The organism is Peribacillus sp. NPDC060253 (assembly GCF_042727425.1).
Taxonomy (GTDB): domain Bacteria; phylum Bacillota; class Bacilli; order Bacillales; family DSM-1321; genus Peribacillus.
Genome location: NZ_JBHXAS010000112.1, coordinates 1 through 14,702, shown reverse-complemented (window position 1 = coordinate 14,702; position 14,702 = coordinate 1). Strand labels below are relative to the sequence as shown.

Below are 14,702 nucleotides of genomic sequence, written 5' to 3'. Positions count from 1 at the left end.
GCCTTAAAGTCGACTTTAAGGATTAAGCTATTCTTGTGACATACATTAAAAATAAGTTGATGTGATGTTACTTCTTCAGTGAACTTTTTATTTTTACAAAAGAAAGGATTGTGTTGTCTCTTATGTGCAATAATCATAAAAACATGACTACGACACGTGTTTTAAGTGTCCCAAGTGCAAAAGCACCATTTGAAAAGACCACTATTGAGCGGAGAGAATTACGACCAGACGACGTCTTAATAGATATTAAATTTAGCGGTATTTGTCACTCCGACATTCACAGTGCATTCGATGAATGGGGTGGCGGAATCTTCCCAATGGTTCCTGGTCACGAAATCGCCGGATTCGTGGTAGCAGTAGGATCAGACGTTACAAAATTTGCTATTGGTGATCGCGTTGGCGTTGGTTGTTTTGTTGACTCCTGCGGAGAATGCGAATACTGCCTCAGTGGTGAGGAGCAATACTGTACGAAAGGTGTTATCAACACATATAATGGATTAGATTACGATGGTAATCCAACACACGGTGGATATAGCCAAAAAATAGTTGTAACGGAAGGGTTCGTTATCCGTATCCCAGACGGTCTGGATATGGATGTGGCAAGCCCACTATTATGTGCAGGCATTACCACATTCTCTCCTTTGAAACACTGGAACGCTGGTCCAGGTAAGAAGGTTGCCATTGTGGGAATGGGAGGTCTTGGCCACGTAGCAATCCAATTTGCTCATGCCATGGGTGCTGAAGTAACGGTCTTAAGTCGGTCTATGAATAAGAAGGAGGAAGCCCTTGGTTTTGGTGCAGATGATTACTTTGCAACTAGTGATCCGGCTACCTTCACTGAATTAGTTGGTCGTTTTGACCTCATCTTAAACACAGTGTCTGCAAATCTTAACGTTGATCAGTATTTATCCTTGCTTCGAGTAGACGGAACACTTGTAAATGTCGGTGCACCAGCCGAGCCAGATCAGTACAAAGTGTTTTCCTTAATCATGGGTCGCCGTAGCATTGCAGGCTCACTCGTTGGTGGAATTCGAGAAACACAAGAGATGCTCGATTTCGCTGCTGAACATGGTATTGTCCCTATGATTGAAGTAATCCGTGCTGATCAAGTAGACGAAGCATATGAGCGTATTCTTCGTAGTGATGTGCGTTATCGATTCGTTATTGACATCTCTACTTTATAGCTCTCATAGATGCTTTCTACCATCTTGAACCGGATCTGATGAAAAATAAAAGAAAAATCCCTCGTTTTGAACAAAGTTTGATCAAAACAAGGGATTTTTGCTATTTGATTAGTCTATAAGGAATATTGAATAGAGTATTTTCACTTTTGATATCTTCCTTAGTACGGGGGAGTCTTGAATTTATAGAACAGTACTATATACAAGTAAAGATTTAATTCTTTACTGAACGTTCTCAAAATGATAGGATAGATTGTGTAAGAAACGGTTGAACCAATTTTTTTGTATCAATGGGAATGATTGTTGTTAAATTTAATTGGTTGTATTTTAAGAACATGTAACGAACAGCCAGTTCCTGCATTTAAACCTTTATGGTTCAAAATCCAGTAAGTATTGTATTTGAGAAAGGAGGGGTAATATGGCTAGAAACAGAGAGTATGATGAAAATGAAGTTTTGCGAAAAGCCATGGAGCTCTTTTGGAAACAAGGCTACGAGAAAACCTCGATGCAGGACTTGGTGGAGCATATGGGAATCCATCGCAGGAGCTTGTATGACACGTTTGGAGACAAGCATGCCTTGTTCATGAGAGGATTGGAACGCTATGGCGAGATGGTGAAATCCAAAATCGAAAAGCAGATTCAGCCAATAGGTTCGGTCAAGCAAGCGATCAGACGCATATTCGAGATAGTCATCCAGCAGGACGAACAACAACTGATCGGATGCTTGATGGTGAATACGGCAGTCGAAATGGCCATGCATGACGAGGAAGTAGCAGAAAAAGTGGTTGAGAGTTTTTCCAAGACAGAAAATCTGTTTTACGAGCTATTGCAGCACGGCCAACAATCTGGCGAAATTTCCAGTCAGCATGACCCTAAAAGCCTTTCCCAGTTTCTCCATAATTCACTTTTAGGGTTACGCGTATTAGTGAAGACTACCGATGATAACAAAAAATTAGAAAGTATTATCGACATGACAGTTTCTGTTATAGATTAGGCTTTCTTTTTTTGATAATTCGAGAACGTTCATTCTCAAAAAAATACAGCATTCGTATTCAAGAAGAGAACCAGCAACGAATAATAAATATTTCAAAACTATCCGAACTTATCGTTCGAAAGGGGAAAAATGATGTCTACATTTACAATTCCAACAGTATCAAGCTATATCGAAGCCGAAGGAATCCGGTTTGCCTACAGAAAGTTCGGCAAAGAAACAGGAATTCCACTGATTTTTTTCATTCACTTCCGCGGAACAATGGAAAACTGGGATCCTGAAATGATTGGTGCTTTAGCTGAAAATCGACCGATTATTCTTTTTGATAATACCGGTGTCGGTGAAACCAGTGGCGAAACGCCGACTACTATATCTGAGATGGCAAAGGATGCAGCGACCTTCATTAAAGCACTTGGCTTAGAACAAGTCGATATCCTTGGCTTCTCAATTGGCGGATTTGTTGCACAGGAGTTAGTATTGCAGCAGCCAAATTTGGTACGACGCATCGTCTTGGCGGGGACTGCTCCACAATCTGGCGTCAATGATGCTAGAAAAGACGTGCATGAAGCGATGACTCAAGGTGATAGAGATGCGAATGATGCCCTGGAGACTTTCTTGTTCCTATTTTATAGTCCGACAGAAACGAGTCGCGCGGCTGGAGTATCTTCACTAAAACGAATCTTCACTCAGAAAAAAGTGGAAAGTTCACTTCAAGTACGTGACGCGCAATTACAGGCAATCGCGCAATGGGGCGACCGGGTTCATGAGCAGAAATACGACTGGTTGCAGAAGGTTACACAACCGGTACTTGTGACAAATGGAGTTCAAGACATAATGGTTCCAACCGAAAACAGCTATATTCTGGTCCAGCATCTGCCTAACGCCCAGCTTATCATTTACCCGGACTCCGGGCATGGACACTTGTTCCAATACCCCGAACTGTTTGCTGCACATGTGAAGATGTTTCTTGATGTATAGTCTCAGGCGAGATCGTCAGTTTATCCTCTCTGTACATTGAGGCGCCACCTTCGAGGGGCACCTACTTATTATATATCCTGATGCTGGGGCAAAGCTACTTGTTCCAGATTCCTGAGTTGTTCCCGAAGCATGTCTCCCTGTTTTTGAGATAAAGAGAGTAATATTTACCATAAAGAATGTGGTTGTAAAATTAAGGATTACCCAAACCGCTAAAAATGTAGTAATTGATTTAATTGCAGTATCCCATCATCTAAAAGTATTGAAATACTCTCGAATCATTAACGGACATCGTCAGGGAACGATGAATTATTATTATTTAGATCCCAAAAAAAGCAGACTTGGATTACTCAAAGATCTTTATGCGGAAGCAAGGGATATACGGATTATCCTACGATGAAAGAATTAGAATCTCAAGAGGTGTAAGTATAGCTTATATGGCAAAAAATCAAGGCGACGGCAACCGGCCTCTTCGATCATTCGGGAAAAGTTTTTTATCTGAATTAGAATGATTATTCTAAATATATAAATCTAAGAAGGGATTGAGTGAACATGGAATATCGTGTATTAGGTCGTACAGGTCTTAAAGTAAGCAGTTTTGTATTAGGTACTGGTACATTTGGTTTTTGGGGGAACAATACTGAGAAAGAGTCTGCACTAATTCTGGAAGAAGCTTTGGCTGGAGGAATTAACCTGATCGATACTGCAGATGTCTATTCAAGTGGTGAATCAGAAGAAATTTTAGGTGAAATTCTAAAAGGTCGCAGGCAGGATGTCATTCTGGCCACTAAGGGTGGACTTCCTATGGGCAGTGGACAAAATCAATCTGGAAATTCGAAATTTTGGATCAAGCGAGCTGTAGAGGACAGTTTGAGAAGGCTGCAAACCGATTATATCGATTTGTATCATCTGCATCAGCCTGACCTTGATACCGATATTGAAGAGACTCTTGGTGTACTTACGGATCTGGTCAGTGAAGGGAAGATTCGTTACATTGGTACATCCAATTTTCAAGCATGGCAAGTAACAGAGGCTCAATGGACTAGCGAACGCAAAAATATAGCACGTTTTGTCTCTGAGCAGGCCCCGTATTCCATCTTAAATCGAAGTATCGAATTTGACTTGCTTGCTGCCACAGCAAAATACGGAATGGGAGTTTTAGTTTGGAGCCCACTTTCGGGCGGCTTATTAACTGGAAAATACCGTTTAGGTGAGGTAGTCTCCTCAAATTCAAGAGCAGCCACCTTCTCTGGACGCTTAAAATCTATTGTTGACCCTATTCGAGAAGAAAATCGCACCAAGTTTGAAGTCATAGCCAAACTACAAATACTTGCAGATGAAGCTGGATTAACTTTACCACATCTTGCCATGGCATTCACATAATCTCATCCTTCCATCACTTCTGCGATTATTGGGGCTAGAACGATCGAGCAACTTCGGGAAACTTTAAAAGGTAGTGGCATCCGATTAAGCACCGATCTACTCGATGCGATAGATACGATTGTTCCACCAGGAGTAACCCTGGATGCGATGGAAAAAGGATGGACTCCCGATTGGTTACAAGCAGACAAACGAAGAATTCTTCGTTAAACCTATACGCTTAACAAAGATATATCTTGGTAATGAAACCTAATAAATGGAACTCGATGGAAGGATGCTGATGAAAAAATGAAAACACTCATGAAAGCAGCTCAGATCACCAAGTACTCAAAAAATATCCATGCCCAAGTCAATGGCATTCCAATTCCAGAAATAGATGACAACGAAGTCTTGGTAAAGGTAAAAGCTGCCGCGGTCAATCCGCTCGAAATGTTGATTAGCACAGGTAGCGTGAAACTGATTCAAGATTATGAATTTCCATTAACGCTTGGTAATGAATTGACAGGCGTTATCGAAAAAGCAGGAAAAAATGTGACAGACTTTCACGTAGGAGACGCCATTTATACACGTCTCCCACTAGAAAAAATCGGCGCTTTTGCGGAATATGCTGCAATTGACGCTGCCGCAATTGCACCCATGCCAAAAAACTTGTCCTACGTGGAAGCCGCTGCTGCAGCATTGGCTGGACTCACAGCGTATCAAGGTCTACATGAAGAACTTGAGGCACAGTCTGGTAAATCTGTTTTCATTCCAGGTGGATCAGGTAGCTTTGGTCAAACGGCTGTACCAATCGCAAAGGCTATGGGTCTAAATGTCATTGTTAGTGGCAACTCAGAAGCGCGCGAACGCACTTTGAAAATTGGTGCAGAAAAATATTTGGATTATACAACAGAAAACTACGTTGACTTGTTGTCGAATGTGGATTACGTGATTGATACACTGGGGCCTAAAGAATTTGACAATGAATTGAGTATCATCAAACCGGGCGGAAGATTGCTCTCTCTCCGTACAGGACCAAATAAACGTTTCGGAAAAGACAGAAATTTTCCATTGTGGAAACAAAAGCTATTTTCTGTTGCTGGCGCAAAGTATGACCACAAAGCCAAGAAACACGATGTGGAATACCATTTTATCTTCGTTCGTTCTGACGGCGCACAACTCAAAGATATTACCAAAATCATTGAAGAAAACAATATTGTTCCAGCAATTCATCCAACACTATTTACCATAGACAACGTAAATGAAGCGCTAGAACTAGTTGCAAATGGACGACCAAAAGGGAAAGTGATTATTAATTTTTAAGGGGAACATGATGAGAGCAGTCCAAATACAAAGTTATTCGAAAAAGCTAGAAGCTCGCATCAACGATGTGCCTATTCCAAGAATAAACAAACATCAAGTGTTAATCAAAACAATGTGGCGGGTGTTGACCTCCATGAGATATGTGGACATCCACTTGTACAATCATAATTTCTCTTATTACCGGGTTATGAGTCTTTTTCTTTTAACCTCCATTTTTATCCTTTTAAGATAGTATAATCCATTTGGGTGATAATCCGATAAATCAGATGACTATGAAACTCTAAGAAAACACGAGAAATCGAGAGATTTCGATTTCAATATTGAGGGAGGTTTGTTTGATAAGACAAATTTTCTTCGGACTGTTCATCTAACAGATCATTTTTTCGATGCGAATTAGCAATGTCCTGTGACATTCGAATTGCTTCTACAAACGCAAAAATTGGTCTTCCGGAACTAAATTTATCAATTATTCCAGGTGCTGGAGGCACACAGCGTTTAGCTAGAATCGTCGGCAAAGGAAAAGCGCTGGAAATGATTTTAATGGGGAAAATTATTGATGCAAATGAAGCGTTTCGTATTGGACTCATATCGGAAGTGACAAGTCCAGAAGACCTTAAGGTAAAGGTAGGAGAAGTAGCCTCTCAAATCCTTGCAAAAGGCCCTTTAGCAGTTAAGTTAGCTAAGATTGCTGTAAATTTGGGATCTGATGTTGATTTAAAAACTGGATTAATGATTGAAAAATTAGCCCAGGCTGTTCTCTTTTCATCAGAAGATAAGAAAGAAGGAACAACTGCATTTTTGGAAAAAAGAAAGCCGCATTTTCAAGGGAAATAAGAGATTTCTTTATGCAACTAACGGGGCAGATGTTTGAGCTTCGCCAGGAGGGTTTCTTACATTACATCCAGACATTTCCTGACAGTAATGTATGTGGGTCAAGTTTTTTTATCATGAAGTAAATGCTCCAGTGAAACTCGTGTACACCTCTTTCTTTTCTGATGAAAAGGGTAACATATTACGTGCTCCTTTTAACGACAACTGGCCATTGGAAATCCTCAATACTTTTACATTCTCCGAGCATGAAGGTAAAACAATACTTACGATGATTGGGACACCTGTATCCCCAACTGAGGAGGAAAGGAAAACTTACGAGGAGACGCAAGAAATGGTTCAGGAGGGCTTTTCAGTAACCTTCGTTCAACTGGCTGATTACCTCTCAAATATTTCAGAAAACTGATATTGTTCTTGGTAATTATTTATTTTAATGATTTTAAACGAACGGGTGCTTTAGTTGAACTAAAAAAGTGATTAGAATGAGGGTAATTTTATGTTATTCCAATAAAGGGCGCTATAATGGAAAAACAAGGATAATACATATTAGACATGTCTAATATGTATTATCCTTTATTTTTTAGGATATTTATAATGTAAGTCTTGATAATTTGCTCCATCCGGAATATCCAATGAAGCTATTCTGGGAATTTAGAACTGATTTCATTGTTGTGACGAGTGTATAATTTAATTCGATCATCAAACATAGAAAGTATTAATCTGATACCATCAAGCTAAAGCTATCTCCATAATATTGCACAAAATTGATAAGACTTTCAATATAACATCTTGTCACACTGTAAGGTGAGAAATTAGTGGGTTATATTTTACGGTTTATTATAGGTGGCACAATTTTCGTATCAAACCGCTCTGGTAACCACTGGAGCGGTACTACTAATTAAATCTGGACGTATTCAGCAATTACAATATTTCGATATACCCTTCTGTCCCATGTACTCGAATTCGTTGCCCATCTTTTATCAGTTTGGTAGCATTTTCTACTCCGACAACTGCTGGTAAGCCATATTCACGTGCGATAACTGCTCCATGGGTCATCAGTCCACCAACTTCGGTGACTAAGCCTTTTATGGATACAAACAATGGTGTCCAGCTAGGGTCAGTAAAGGCGGTGACTAATATATCTCCATCTTCTAGATTAGCATCTTCCATGTTTAAGATGACACGTGCTCGCCCTTCTATAACTCCAGAAGAAACAGGTAGACCTACAATAGCTTCGGCTGGGAGATTTTCTCGTTTGTACTCACCTACAATGATTTCACCATCAGACGTTATAACACGTGGGGGAGTTAGTTTTTCATATAAATTGTACTCGTCTTTTCGTTTGCTGATGATCTGGTAATCCAGTTTATTTGTCCGTACGACTTCGCCAAGTTCTTCAAAAGTGAGATAGTATATATCTCCTTTTTCACGAATGACTTTGGCTTGTACAAGTTGTTCGGCTTCTTTCAGTAAAGCCTGCTTATAAACAAAGTAGCGATTAACCATGCCGTATTTTGGATATTCCCGATAACCGATGAAATTCCGGATTAGGCTGATCATTCGTTTTGTTTCTTTGGCTTTTTGTTCACCATCCGGTAATTGCTTCAATCGATCTAATAACTCTTGTTCTTTTTTCAAAGCTTCCTGTCGCCCTTGCTCAAATTTCCGATTGCTAGCATTAGGCTCAAAGTTTTTGATATTACTGAGAATCATAGGGATGAGTGTAGTTGGTTTTTCGCTCCAACGAGTTTTAGTAATATCGATTTCTCCGGTACATCGCATTCCGAATTTGCGGAGATAATCATAGATAGCGTCTTGGGCTTCCTGTCCACCATCAAACTTAACCAGTTCATCCAAAAAGTTATCATCTTTTACATGTTGTAAATAATCAATTACTTCTGGATAAGGACGAATCACATCCGCGATATCCAATAGCGCCAGACCCATTTCCGAAGTAATATTGTTTGGTACAGATTGAGAAAGGGTGTCGGCTGCGTTTTTTTCACCTAACCACTCATTCATATTTTCATTGATCCATGATGAAGCATCTATAGCAGCCATAAACACAGCTGAACTTTGTGGGTCAAATAAAATCTTCTTTAATATCTGGATATCTTCCAGAATAAAATCAAATAAATCCGATCCTAATTTCGTTTGGATGTTTTGTTTTAACTCTTCTATCGATGTTTGACTACTCTTAATCAAATCAGAAACGATTGTCGGGTCGTTTTCGATTTGTGCCCTAGAATCCGCAGACGACACACTTTTATTGCTTTTACCGGAACTCTGTTCTTGCTTATCATTTGGTAAATATTTTATGAAATCTTCTCGCTCTATTATGGTCATAAGTGCGTCTTTCATGAGCGGATCATGTTGTCCCATGGCATCTAATAACATTTTTCTGCTGTCAGATGAAGACAGCCTGTGTATGACATCAACAAACAACCTTCCACCAGCTTTAAATCTGGGTCCAAAAGATGTTAACTGGAATAAAGACATTCCAAGTGGTTTCATGGGATCGGTCATCATTTGTTGATGACCGACAGATACGTAAACGTGATTTTCTTGATCATTTGCTTCAGGGATCGGGTATAAAGTAGTGATTGGCCGACTCTGGACAATATAAAATGTATCATCAACCAAACACCATTCGATATCTTGTGGGCAACCAAAATAAGCTTCGACCTGTCTTCCTGTGCGTGCGAGCTGTAAAATTTGTTGTTCAGTAAGCGTTTGAGTCTTTTGCTGATCAGGATCGATCTGCTGAGTCTCTGTTCCGCCTTCTTTTAGTGCATAGATAGCCAATTTTTTGGTTGCTATCATCTTATCGACGATTTCCTCTTCCTGTACTTTATAACAATCGGGAGATACCAAGCCAGAGACCAGTGCTTCCCCAAGTCCAAAGCTGGCATCGATTGATAGCAGTTTTCGGTTAGAAGTAATCGGATCAGCGGTAAATAAAACCCCTGAAGCCTGTGGGAAAACCATCCTTTGAACGATAACGGATATATAAACTTGTCTGTGGTCAAATCTATTTTGTATTCGGTATATGACCGCTCGATCCGTAAATAGGGAAGCCCAGCATTTGCTGATCTGCTGCAAGATGGCTTCTTTTCCGATGATATTTAAATAGGTATCTTGTTGACCGGCAAAAGAGGCGTGTGGTAAATCTTCAGCAGTCGCACTAGAACGCACTGCATAAGCATGTTCATCGCCAAACTGGGAGAGATAGTGAGCAACTGCTTTCACAACATCGGAAGGAATTTCTATCTCCATAATGATTTGTCGAATCTTCCTGCTGATTTCACCAATTTGACCTCGATCCTCTACTTTTAGCAGTGTTAGTTGATCCAACAATGCGTAGAAGGCTTCGTTTTGTTCGAGGGCTTTTTGATAAGCCTCTGTTGTAACACAAAATCCTTCTGGTACTTGTATTCCTTGAATTTTTGATAATTCCCCTAAATTTAACCCTTTTCCGCCAACGAGCAAAAGCTGTGTTTTTTCTATCTCCTGAAAATCGAGAACCACAGAACTCATCCTACATCTCCCCTAACTATTAATGTTCTATTGATTTTAGCAGTAGTAAATGAGAATAAAAAGTCTATATTAACCATTTTTTAAATGCTATAATTAAATTAGGAAGAGTTCAAAAAAAATAGCTAGTCCTTACTATAAAGTATGCTGATGCCCCGATTCACCTTCTCGAAAGCAGTTCATATACCTTTTAGCCCACAATGAATAGGATTTAAATAAACCTTTTTCTATTTATCTGTTAATTTTCCAAAAAAACACCTTATATTAATATGAGATTTCAAGCTCTTATTAAACTTACCTGCTTCGTTAGTGTAAGCACAATTCTTCATGATCTACATTTGAATTTACCATATATACCTACATGCAGTTTTTTAAACTTTGAAGATTGATGGCTTTGGTCCCGGGCGGCATGAGTGCCACTAACCCGAAGCATTTAGTATCATTGAAAAATTTCTGTACAAAAACATCTTTTATTTCGTTTTCCATTGTTCAGATTGCATAATGAAGTTATCAATTTTTTTCAATATTGCTGTGTCCAGTTGTATTAAATCCATTTAATTGGCTTTCCTTAAAGTATGAAAAATACACACTATATTTATTTAGTTCACAGTATAGCTAGTGTTTACTTTCATAAAAAGGGTTGTTTCGGCAACCTTTTATCTTACGGAACTAGAGGGGCAGTATAGTTGAACAAGAACAAAGGGGAAATCCCATGTCTCTAAGCGTTGTAGCAACAGTAACACTTCTTACCACCATTTCGAAAACAATGTGACAACATGCATTAAGTGGATTCCTACTGCGTAACATTCATGTGCTTTGATGGTAGTTTTGCTGACAAATGGTAGTTTGTTATAGGATAATGGTGATATATTTGATGGGTAAAATATTAGATGGAAAACTTCAAAAAGAAGGAAGTGCTAAACGTTGAATTTAGAAATGGTTATGCAGGAGCTTGAAGCTCTTGGCAAGGAACGAACTAAAAAAATGTACATATCCAATGGTGCGCATGAGCCGCTTTTTGGCGTGGCTACAGGCGCTATGAAACCAATTGCAAAGAAAATAAAAATAAATCACCGTTTAGCTGAAGAGCTTTATTCCACTGGGAACTACGATGCAATGTACTTTGCAGGCATTATTGTAGATCCAAAAGCCATGACTGAGTCGGATTATGATCGTTGGATGGATGCTGCATATTTTTATATGCTGTCCGATTATGTAGTGGCCGTAACTTTATCAGAGTCAGATATTGCACAAGAAGTTGCTGATAAATGGATCGCAAGCGGTGAAGAGCTGAGAATGTCAGCTGGCTGGAGTTGCTACTGTTGGCTTTTAGGGAATCGACTAGACGTTGAATTTTCAGAACGCAAGATTTCCAATATGCTTGATATTGTGAAAAATACGATTCACGATTCGCCAGAACGAGCGAAATCCGCTATGAATAATTTTCTAAACACCGTGGGGATATCATATGTGCCGCTCCATGAAAAGGCAGTCGAGACCGCAAAGGCGATAGGAACAGTAGAGGTCAAACGGGACAAGAAAAAAAGCAGTTTTCTAAATGCTCATGAAAGCATTCAAAAAGCAGTCGATAAAGGACGGCTGGGTTTTAAACGCAAGTATGTAAGATGTTAACGTTAGCCTCGTAAAATTGAAGTGTAATTGTTCTAATGCAGGGTTGAGGGGAACGGGTGTGCGAGACTCCCGCTTAGGAATGTGCGTCCAAGGGAGACCTCGCAGGCGCAAAGGCGCCGAGGGCAGACCGCCCGCGGAAAGCGAGTGCCCTACGTTCCAATCAACTTTCGAAAGATGATTTTAAAGATACTGTACTTGGGCAATTATGTTTCAACCATCGTGAAAAAAGGTTATTACCTTCAAAATTATAAAGCCCATATCTCGTATAGAAAGACAAGGCGGTTTATGCAACTATTAAATAATACTGCTCATCACATGAAATTAAAGCTGATGCATTGGAAGAAGAAGTACTGCAAAAGACAAAAAAGAATGTAAATAACATAAAGGCAGTAGGGCCAAATCATACAAAAAGAAGCAACAGATATACGAACTGTTGCTTCTTTTTGTTGAAGTACTTTGACATTTATTCTGTGAACTCGATTGTATTCATAGTTGTTGCCGTTTGGTATTGTAGCGAAAACAGAAAGCCTACTGCCGTTTACAATGTGGCCTTTCCCATCTTCAAAGTCGATTTTCATACTCTCCTGGCTTTACGAATCTATTATCTGTATCAGAGAAACCCTCTATTTATTCTCCTTTGGTTGATATTTCATTTTTTCTGCACTCTCTGTCCCCAGGGCTTGAACACTGATATTATAAAAAGCGTTGTTAGTAAAATTATTTGTAAAGCAATTCCTGTCATCAGTTGATAGTGGTTAACAAAGAAAGCATCACTTAAAAACTTATAGTCATTTAAACCTTTTAAAGTCCAAAAATAAATAAATAAAAATCCCAATGCCATACAAATCAACGTGATGATTTCCTTGAAAATAATCCAATAAAATTTAAGTAATCCCCATTTTGTTAGAATGGAAAGGAAAAAACCAGTAATAACTGTTCCAATAATCGAAACTCTACCTGCAGTTTGTTCCAGTTGCAGCATACTTAAATAATACGCTTTTATTGTCCCAATATCTTTAGTCATTAGGACACTGATACTTAGTATTAAAAAAGTTACAGTAACGCCAAGCCAGATGGCAGAAAATAATATATGTGCAGTCAACCACCATTTTTTCTGAGTTAAAGATAAGTGTTTCAAATAAATCTCCCCTTAACGATTTACAATAGGTATTTGTTTATTATTATGGCTATTAAAGAAATTATAGCATTGAGGAGGTAAGGTACAAGCATGAATTCTATCTATTACAGGAATTTAAAAACGAAACTTAGAACAATCTATTCCTAACGGATTTATAGGAAGAAGCAACTCTGCATCATTACTTAGCCGAGAAATATTGAATACTAATAATGATATTTTAGAAAGTAAGTAAAGATGGTCTTATTAAGTTAACAAATGCGTTCGTATTATAAGGTCGAACAGTAAACAAAATTACTGGTTGACCTCTTTTTTAATAGAATCTATTAGATCAGAAGCCAGGGTAGGACTTACGGGTGGAATATGAAAGACTTATATAATACGTAAGATGGCGCTTGGTAGCAGTCGCTAGGCATCTATTTTTTCCGAGGCAACAATACAAAAATATGAAAAATTAGCTAAAACAGATTGACAATGATAATCATTATCGTATAAAATATTAAATGATAATGATTATCAATTTCATTTAATTCTCTTGCAAATTCCTATTGCATGTCTATCAAAAGAATTTCGAAATTAAAAAGGCGACAATATTGAATAAACAGTTTTAAACCAGGAAGAAAAATTAAAAAATAAGTCAACTTTAACAGAATAGACGGTTATTATGACAAAAAACAGTTTGACTGACAAAGAGTTAAGATTGAAGAAGAATTCAAAAAAACTGAATGTGAGTGAGGAACACGTATGAATAAAGATTTTATAATATTAGAATTATTTCAGCATCAAGTAAGCTGCTGCTGTCCGGGGCAAAAGCACCAACATATGATTGAGTTTCGTCAAGGTGATGTTTGGACAATTACAGACGAACGGAAGTACGTTGATTGCCTAGGATGGCACTCTTTAATAGTTGTCAACAACGAGTTTCAGTTTTTTATGCATGTGGAAGATATTGAGGAACTGTATTCCAAGGGTACCATTTGTTCCATTTTAGATTTGAACCTAAAAATTAACCATTTGAGCTTTAAAGTAAACGAAGCACTCGATGCACATGATAGGGAGTCATTTCTTTTATTTGCCGATGAACTGAGCAACGTACAGAAAATAAAGAGTAAAATGAACTCTGGAGATGTACATGCTGTTTAAGAAAATAGGGCATTTTCATGAACATATAAAATAAAAACAATAAATCGTTCGAGAAGAGACTTCTTTCAAAAGGATAGTTCAATAAAAAGGAAGGGCAGTATCTATAATATTTTTTCAATGTGATTCGTGTTGCTATATCAAGAGAAACATGTTTCCGGTGTTAGAAGTGAACAGTTATATGTCATGTCCTAGCAGTGGTGTGAGCTGTTATGATGTTGATTACCTTGAAGAAGTTTAAACTGTTACATGCAGGATGTGGGTAAATAAGCCATGTTCATTACTTGTTGTAGGTGGAGATCATTTAGGAGTGATTCCTAAAAAATTATCATCTGCTGGATGAGGTGTTCCATATTAGCGGACGTAAAGAAAAAAAGAAAAAAAGAAATGCCCAATAACATTGACATGATTCTCGTGTTAACTAATTTTGTTAATCATACTTTATCAATTTTTAGAGATAAAGCAAAAAAACAATCGATACCTATCTTTTTTGCTAAAAGCTTCGATTTACCAAATTTTATTTAAAGGTGATGACGTACCAGTAAGTGGTTAAAAAATTTTAATAATAATTGATAATAATTATCATTGTTAGAAGGGGAACGTC

At 38.3% G+C, this 14,702-nt stretch carries 10 protein-coding genes and 2 pseudogenes; 9 read left to right on the top strand and 3 right to left on the bottom strand.

The features are described from left to right. The first annotated feature begins 122 nt into the window (after positions 1-122). The 7 genes and pseudogenes from ACFWE9_RS21490 (at position 123) to ACFWE9_RS21460 (ending at position 7,063) form a co-directional block, all read left to right on the top strand. On the top strand, positions 123-1,184 hold the full coding sequence (locus ACFWE9_RS21490) for an NAD(P)-dependent alcohol dehydrogenase (RefSeq protein WP_230155493.1): 1,062 nt from the start codon (positions 123-125) through the stop codon (positions 1,182-1,184). Between the two features lie 415 nt (positions 1,185-1,599). Then, complete coding sequence (locus ACFWE9_RS21485; RefSeq protein WP_377358691.1) at positions 1,600-2,175, top strand: TetR/AcrR family transcriptional regulator; 576 nt, start codon at positions 1,600-1,602, stop codon at positions 2,173-2,175. A 132-nt stretch (positions 2,176-2,307) separates the two neighbouring features. Beyond that, on the top strand, positions 2,308-3,150 hold the full coding sequence (locus ACFWE9_RS21480) for an alpha/beta fold hydrolase (RefSeq protein WP_230155497.1): 843 nt from the start codon (positions 2,308-2,310) through the stop codon (positions 3,148-3,150). A 549-nt stretch (positions 3,151-3,699) separates the two neighbouring features. After that, positions 3,700-4,530 (top strand): aldo/keto reductase, encoded by an 831-nt coding sequence (locus tag ACFWE9_RS21475; RefSeq protein WP_377358689.1) that lies wholly within the window; start codon positions 3,700-3,702, stop codon positions 4,528-4,530. 285 nt (positions 4,531-4,815) lie between these two features. Beyond that, positions 4,816-5,829: an NADP-dependent oxidoreductase gene (locus tag ACFWE9_RS21470; RefSeq protein WP_230155501.1), complete on the top strand. Its 1,014-nt coding sequence runs from the start codon at positions 4,816-4,818 to the stop codon at positions 5,827-5,829. A gap of 387 nt (positions 5,830-6,216) precedes the next feature. Then, positions 6,217-6,663 (top strand): annotated as a pseudogene (locus ACFWE9_RS21465) (enoyl-CoA hydratase-related protein); the annotation flags it as partial. A 91-nt stretch (positions 6,664-6,754) separates the two neighbouring features. Further along, positions 6,755-7,063, top strand: coding sequence for an SRPBCC family protein (locus ACFWE9_RS21460; RefSeq protein ID WP_290370512.1), 309 nt, complete (start codon positions 6,755-6,757; stop codon positions 7,061-7,063). A gap of 209 nt (positions 7,064-7,272) precedes the next feature. Here ACFWE9_RS21460 and ACFWE9_RS21455 read toward each other — a convergent pair. Then, positions 7,273-7,388 (bottom strand): annotated as a pseudogene (locus ACFWE9_RS21455) (ATP-dependent DNA ligase); the annotation flags it as partial. A gap of 190 nt (positions 7,389-7,578) precedes the next feature. Further along, positions 7,579-10,194 (bottom strand): phosphoenolpyruvate synthase, encoded by a 2,616-nt coding sequence (gene ppsA / locus ACFWE9_RS21450; protein WP_230155505.1) that lies wholly within the window; start codon positions 10,192-10,194, stop codon positions 7,579-7,581. 921 nt (positions 10,195-11,115) lie between these two features. On the opposite strand from ppsA, the gene ACFWE9_RS21445 reads away from it, so the two are divergent. Next, complete coding sequence (locus ACFWE9_RS21445) at positions 11,116-11,823, top strand: DNA alkylation repair protein (protein ID WP_230155507.1); 708 nt, start codon at positions 11,116-11,118, stop codon at positions 11,821-11,823. 649 nt (positions 11,824-12,472) lie between these two features. Here the strand turns inward: ACFWE9_RS21445 and ACFWE9_RS21440 are convergent. Continuing rightward, entirely contained in the window at positions 12,473-12,961 is a 489-nt protein-coding gene (locus tag ACFWE9_RS21440; protein WP_230155508.1) for a hypothetical protein, read from the bottom strand. A gap of 741 nt (positions 12,962-13,702) precedes the next feature. Here ACFWE9_RS21440 and ACFWE9_RS21435 point away from each other — a divergent pair. Next, entirely contained in the window at positions 13,703-14,101 is a 399-nt protein-coding gene (locus ACFWE9_RS21435) for a hypothetical protein (protein WP_230155509.1), read from the top strand. Positions 14,102-14,702: the final 601 nt, after the last annotated feature.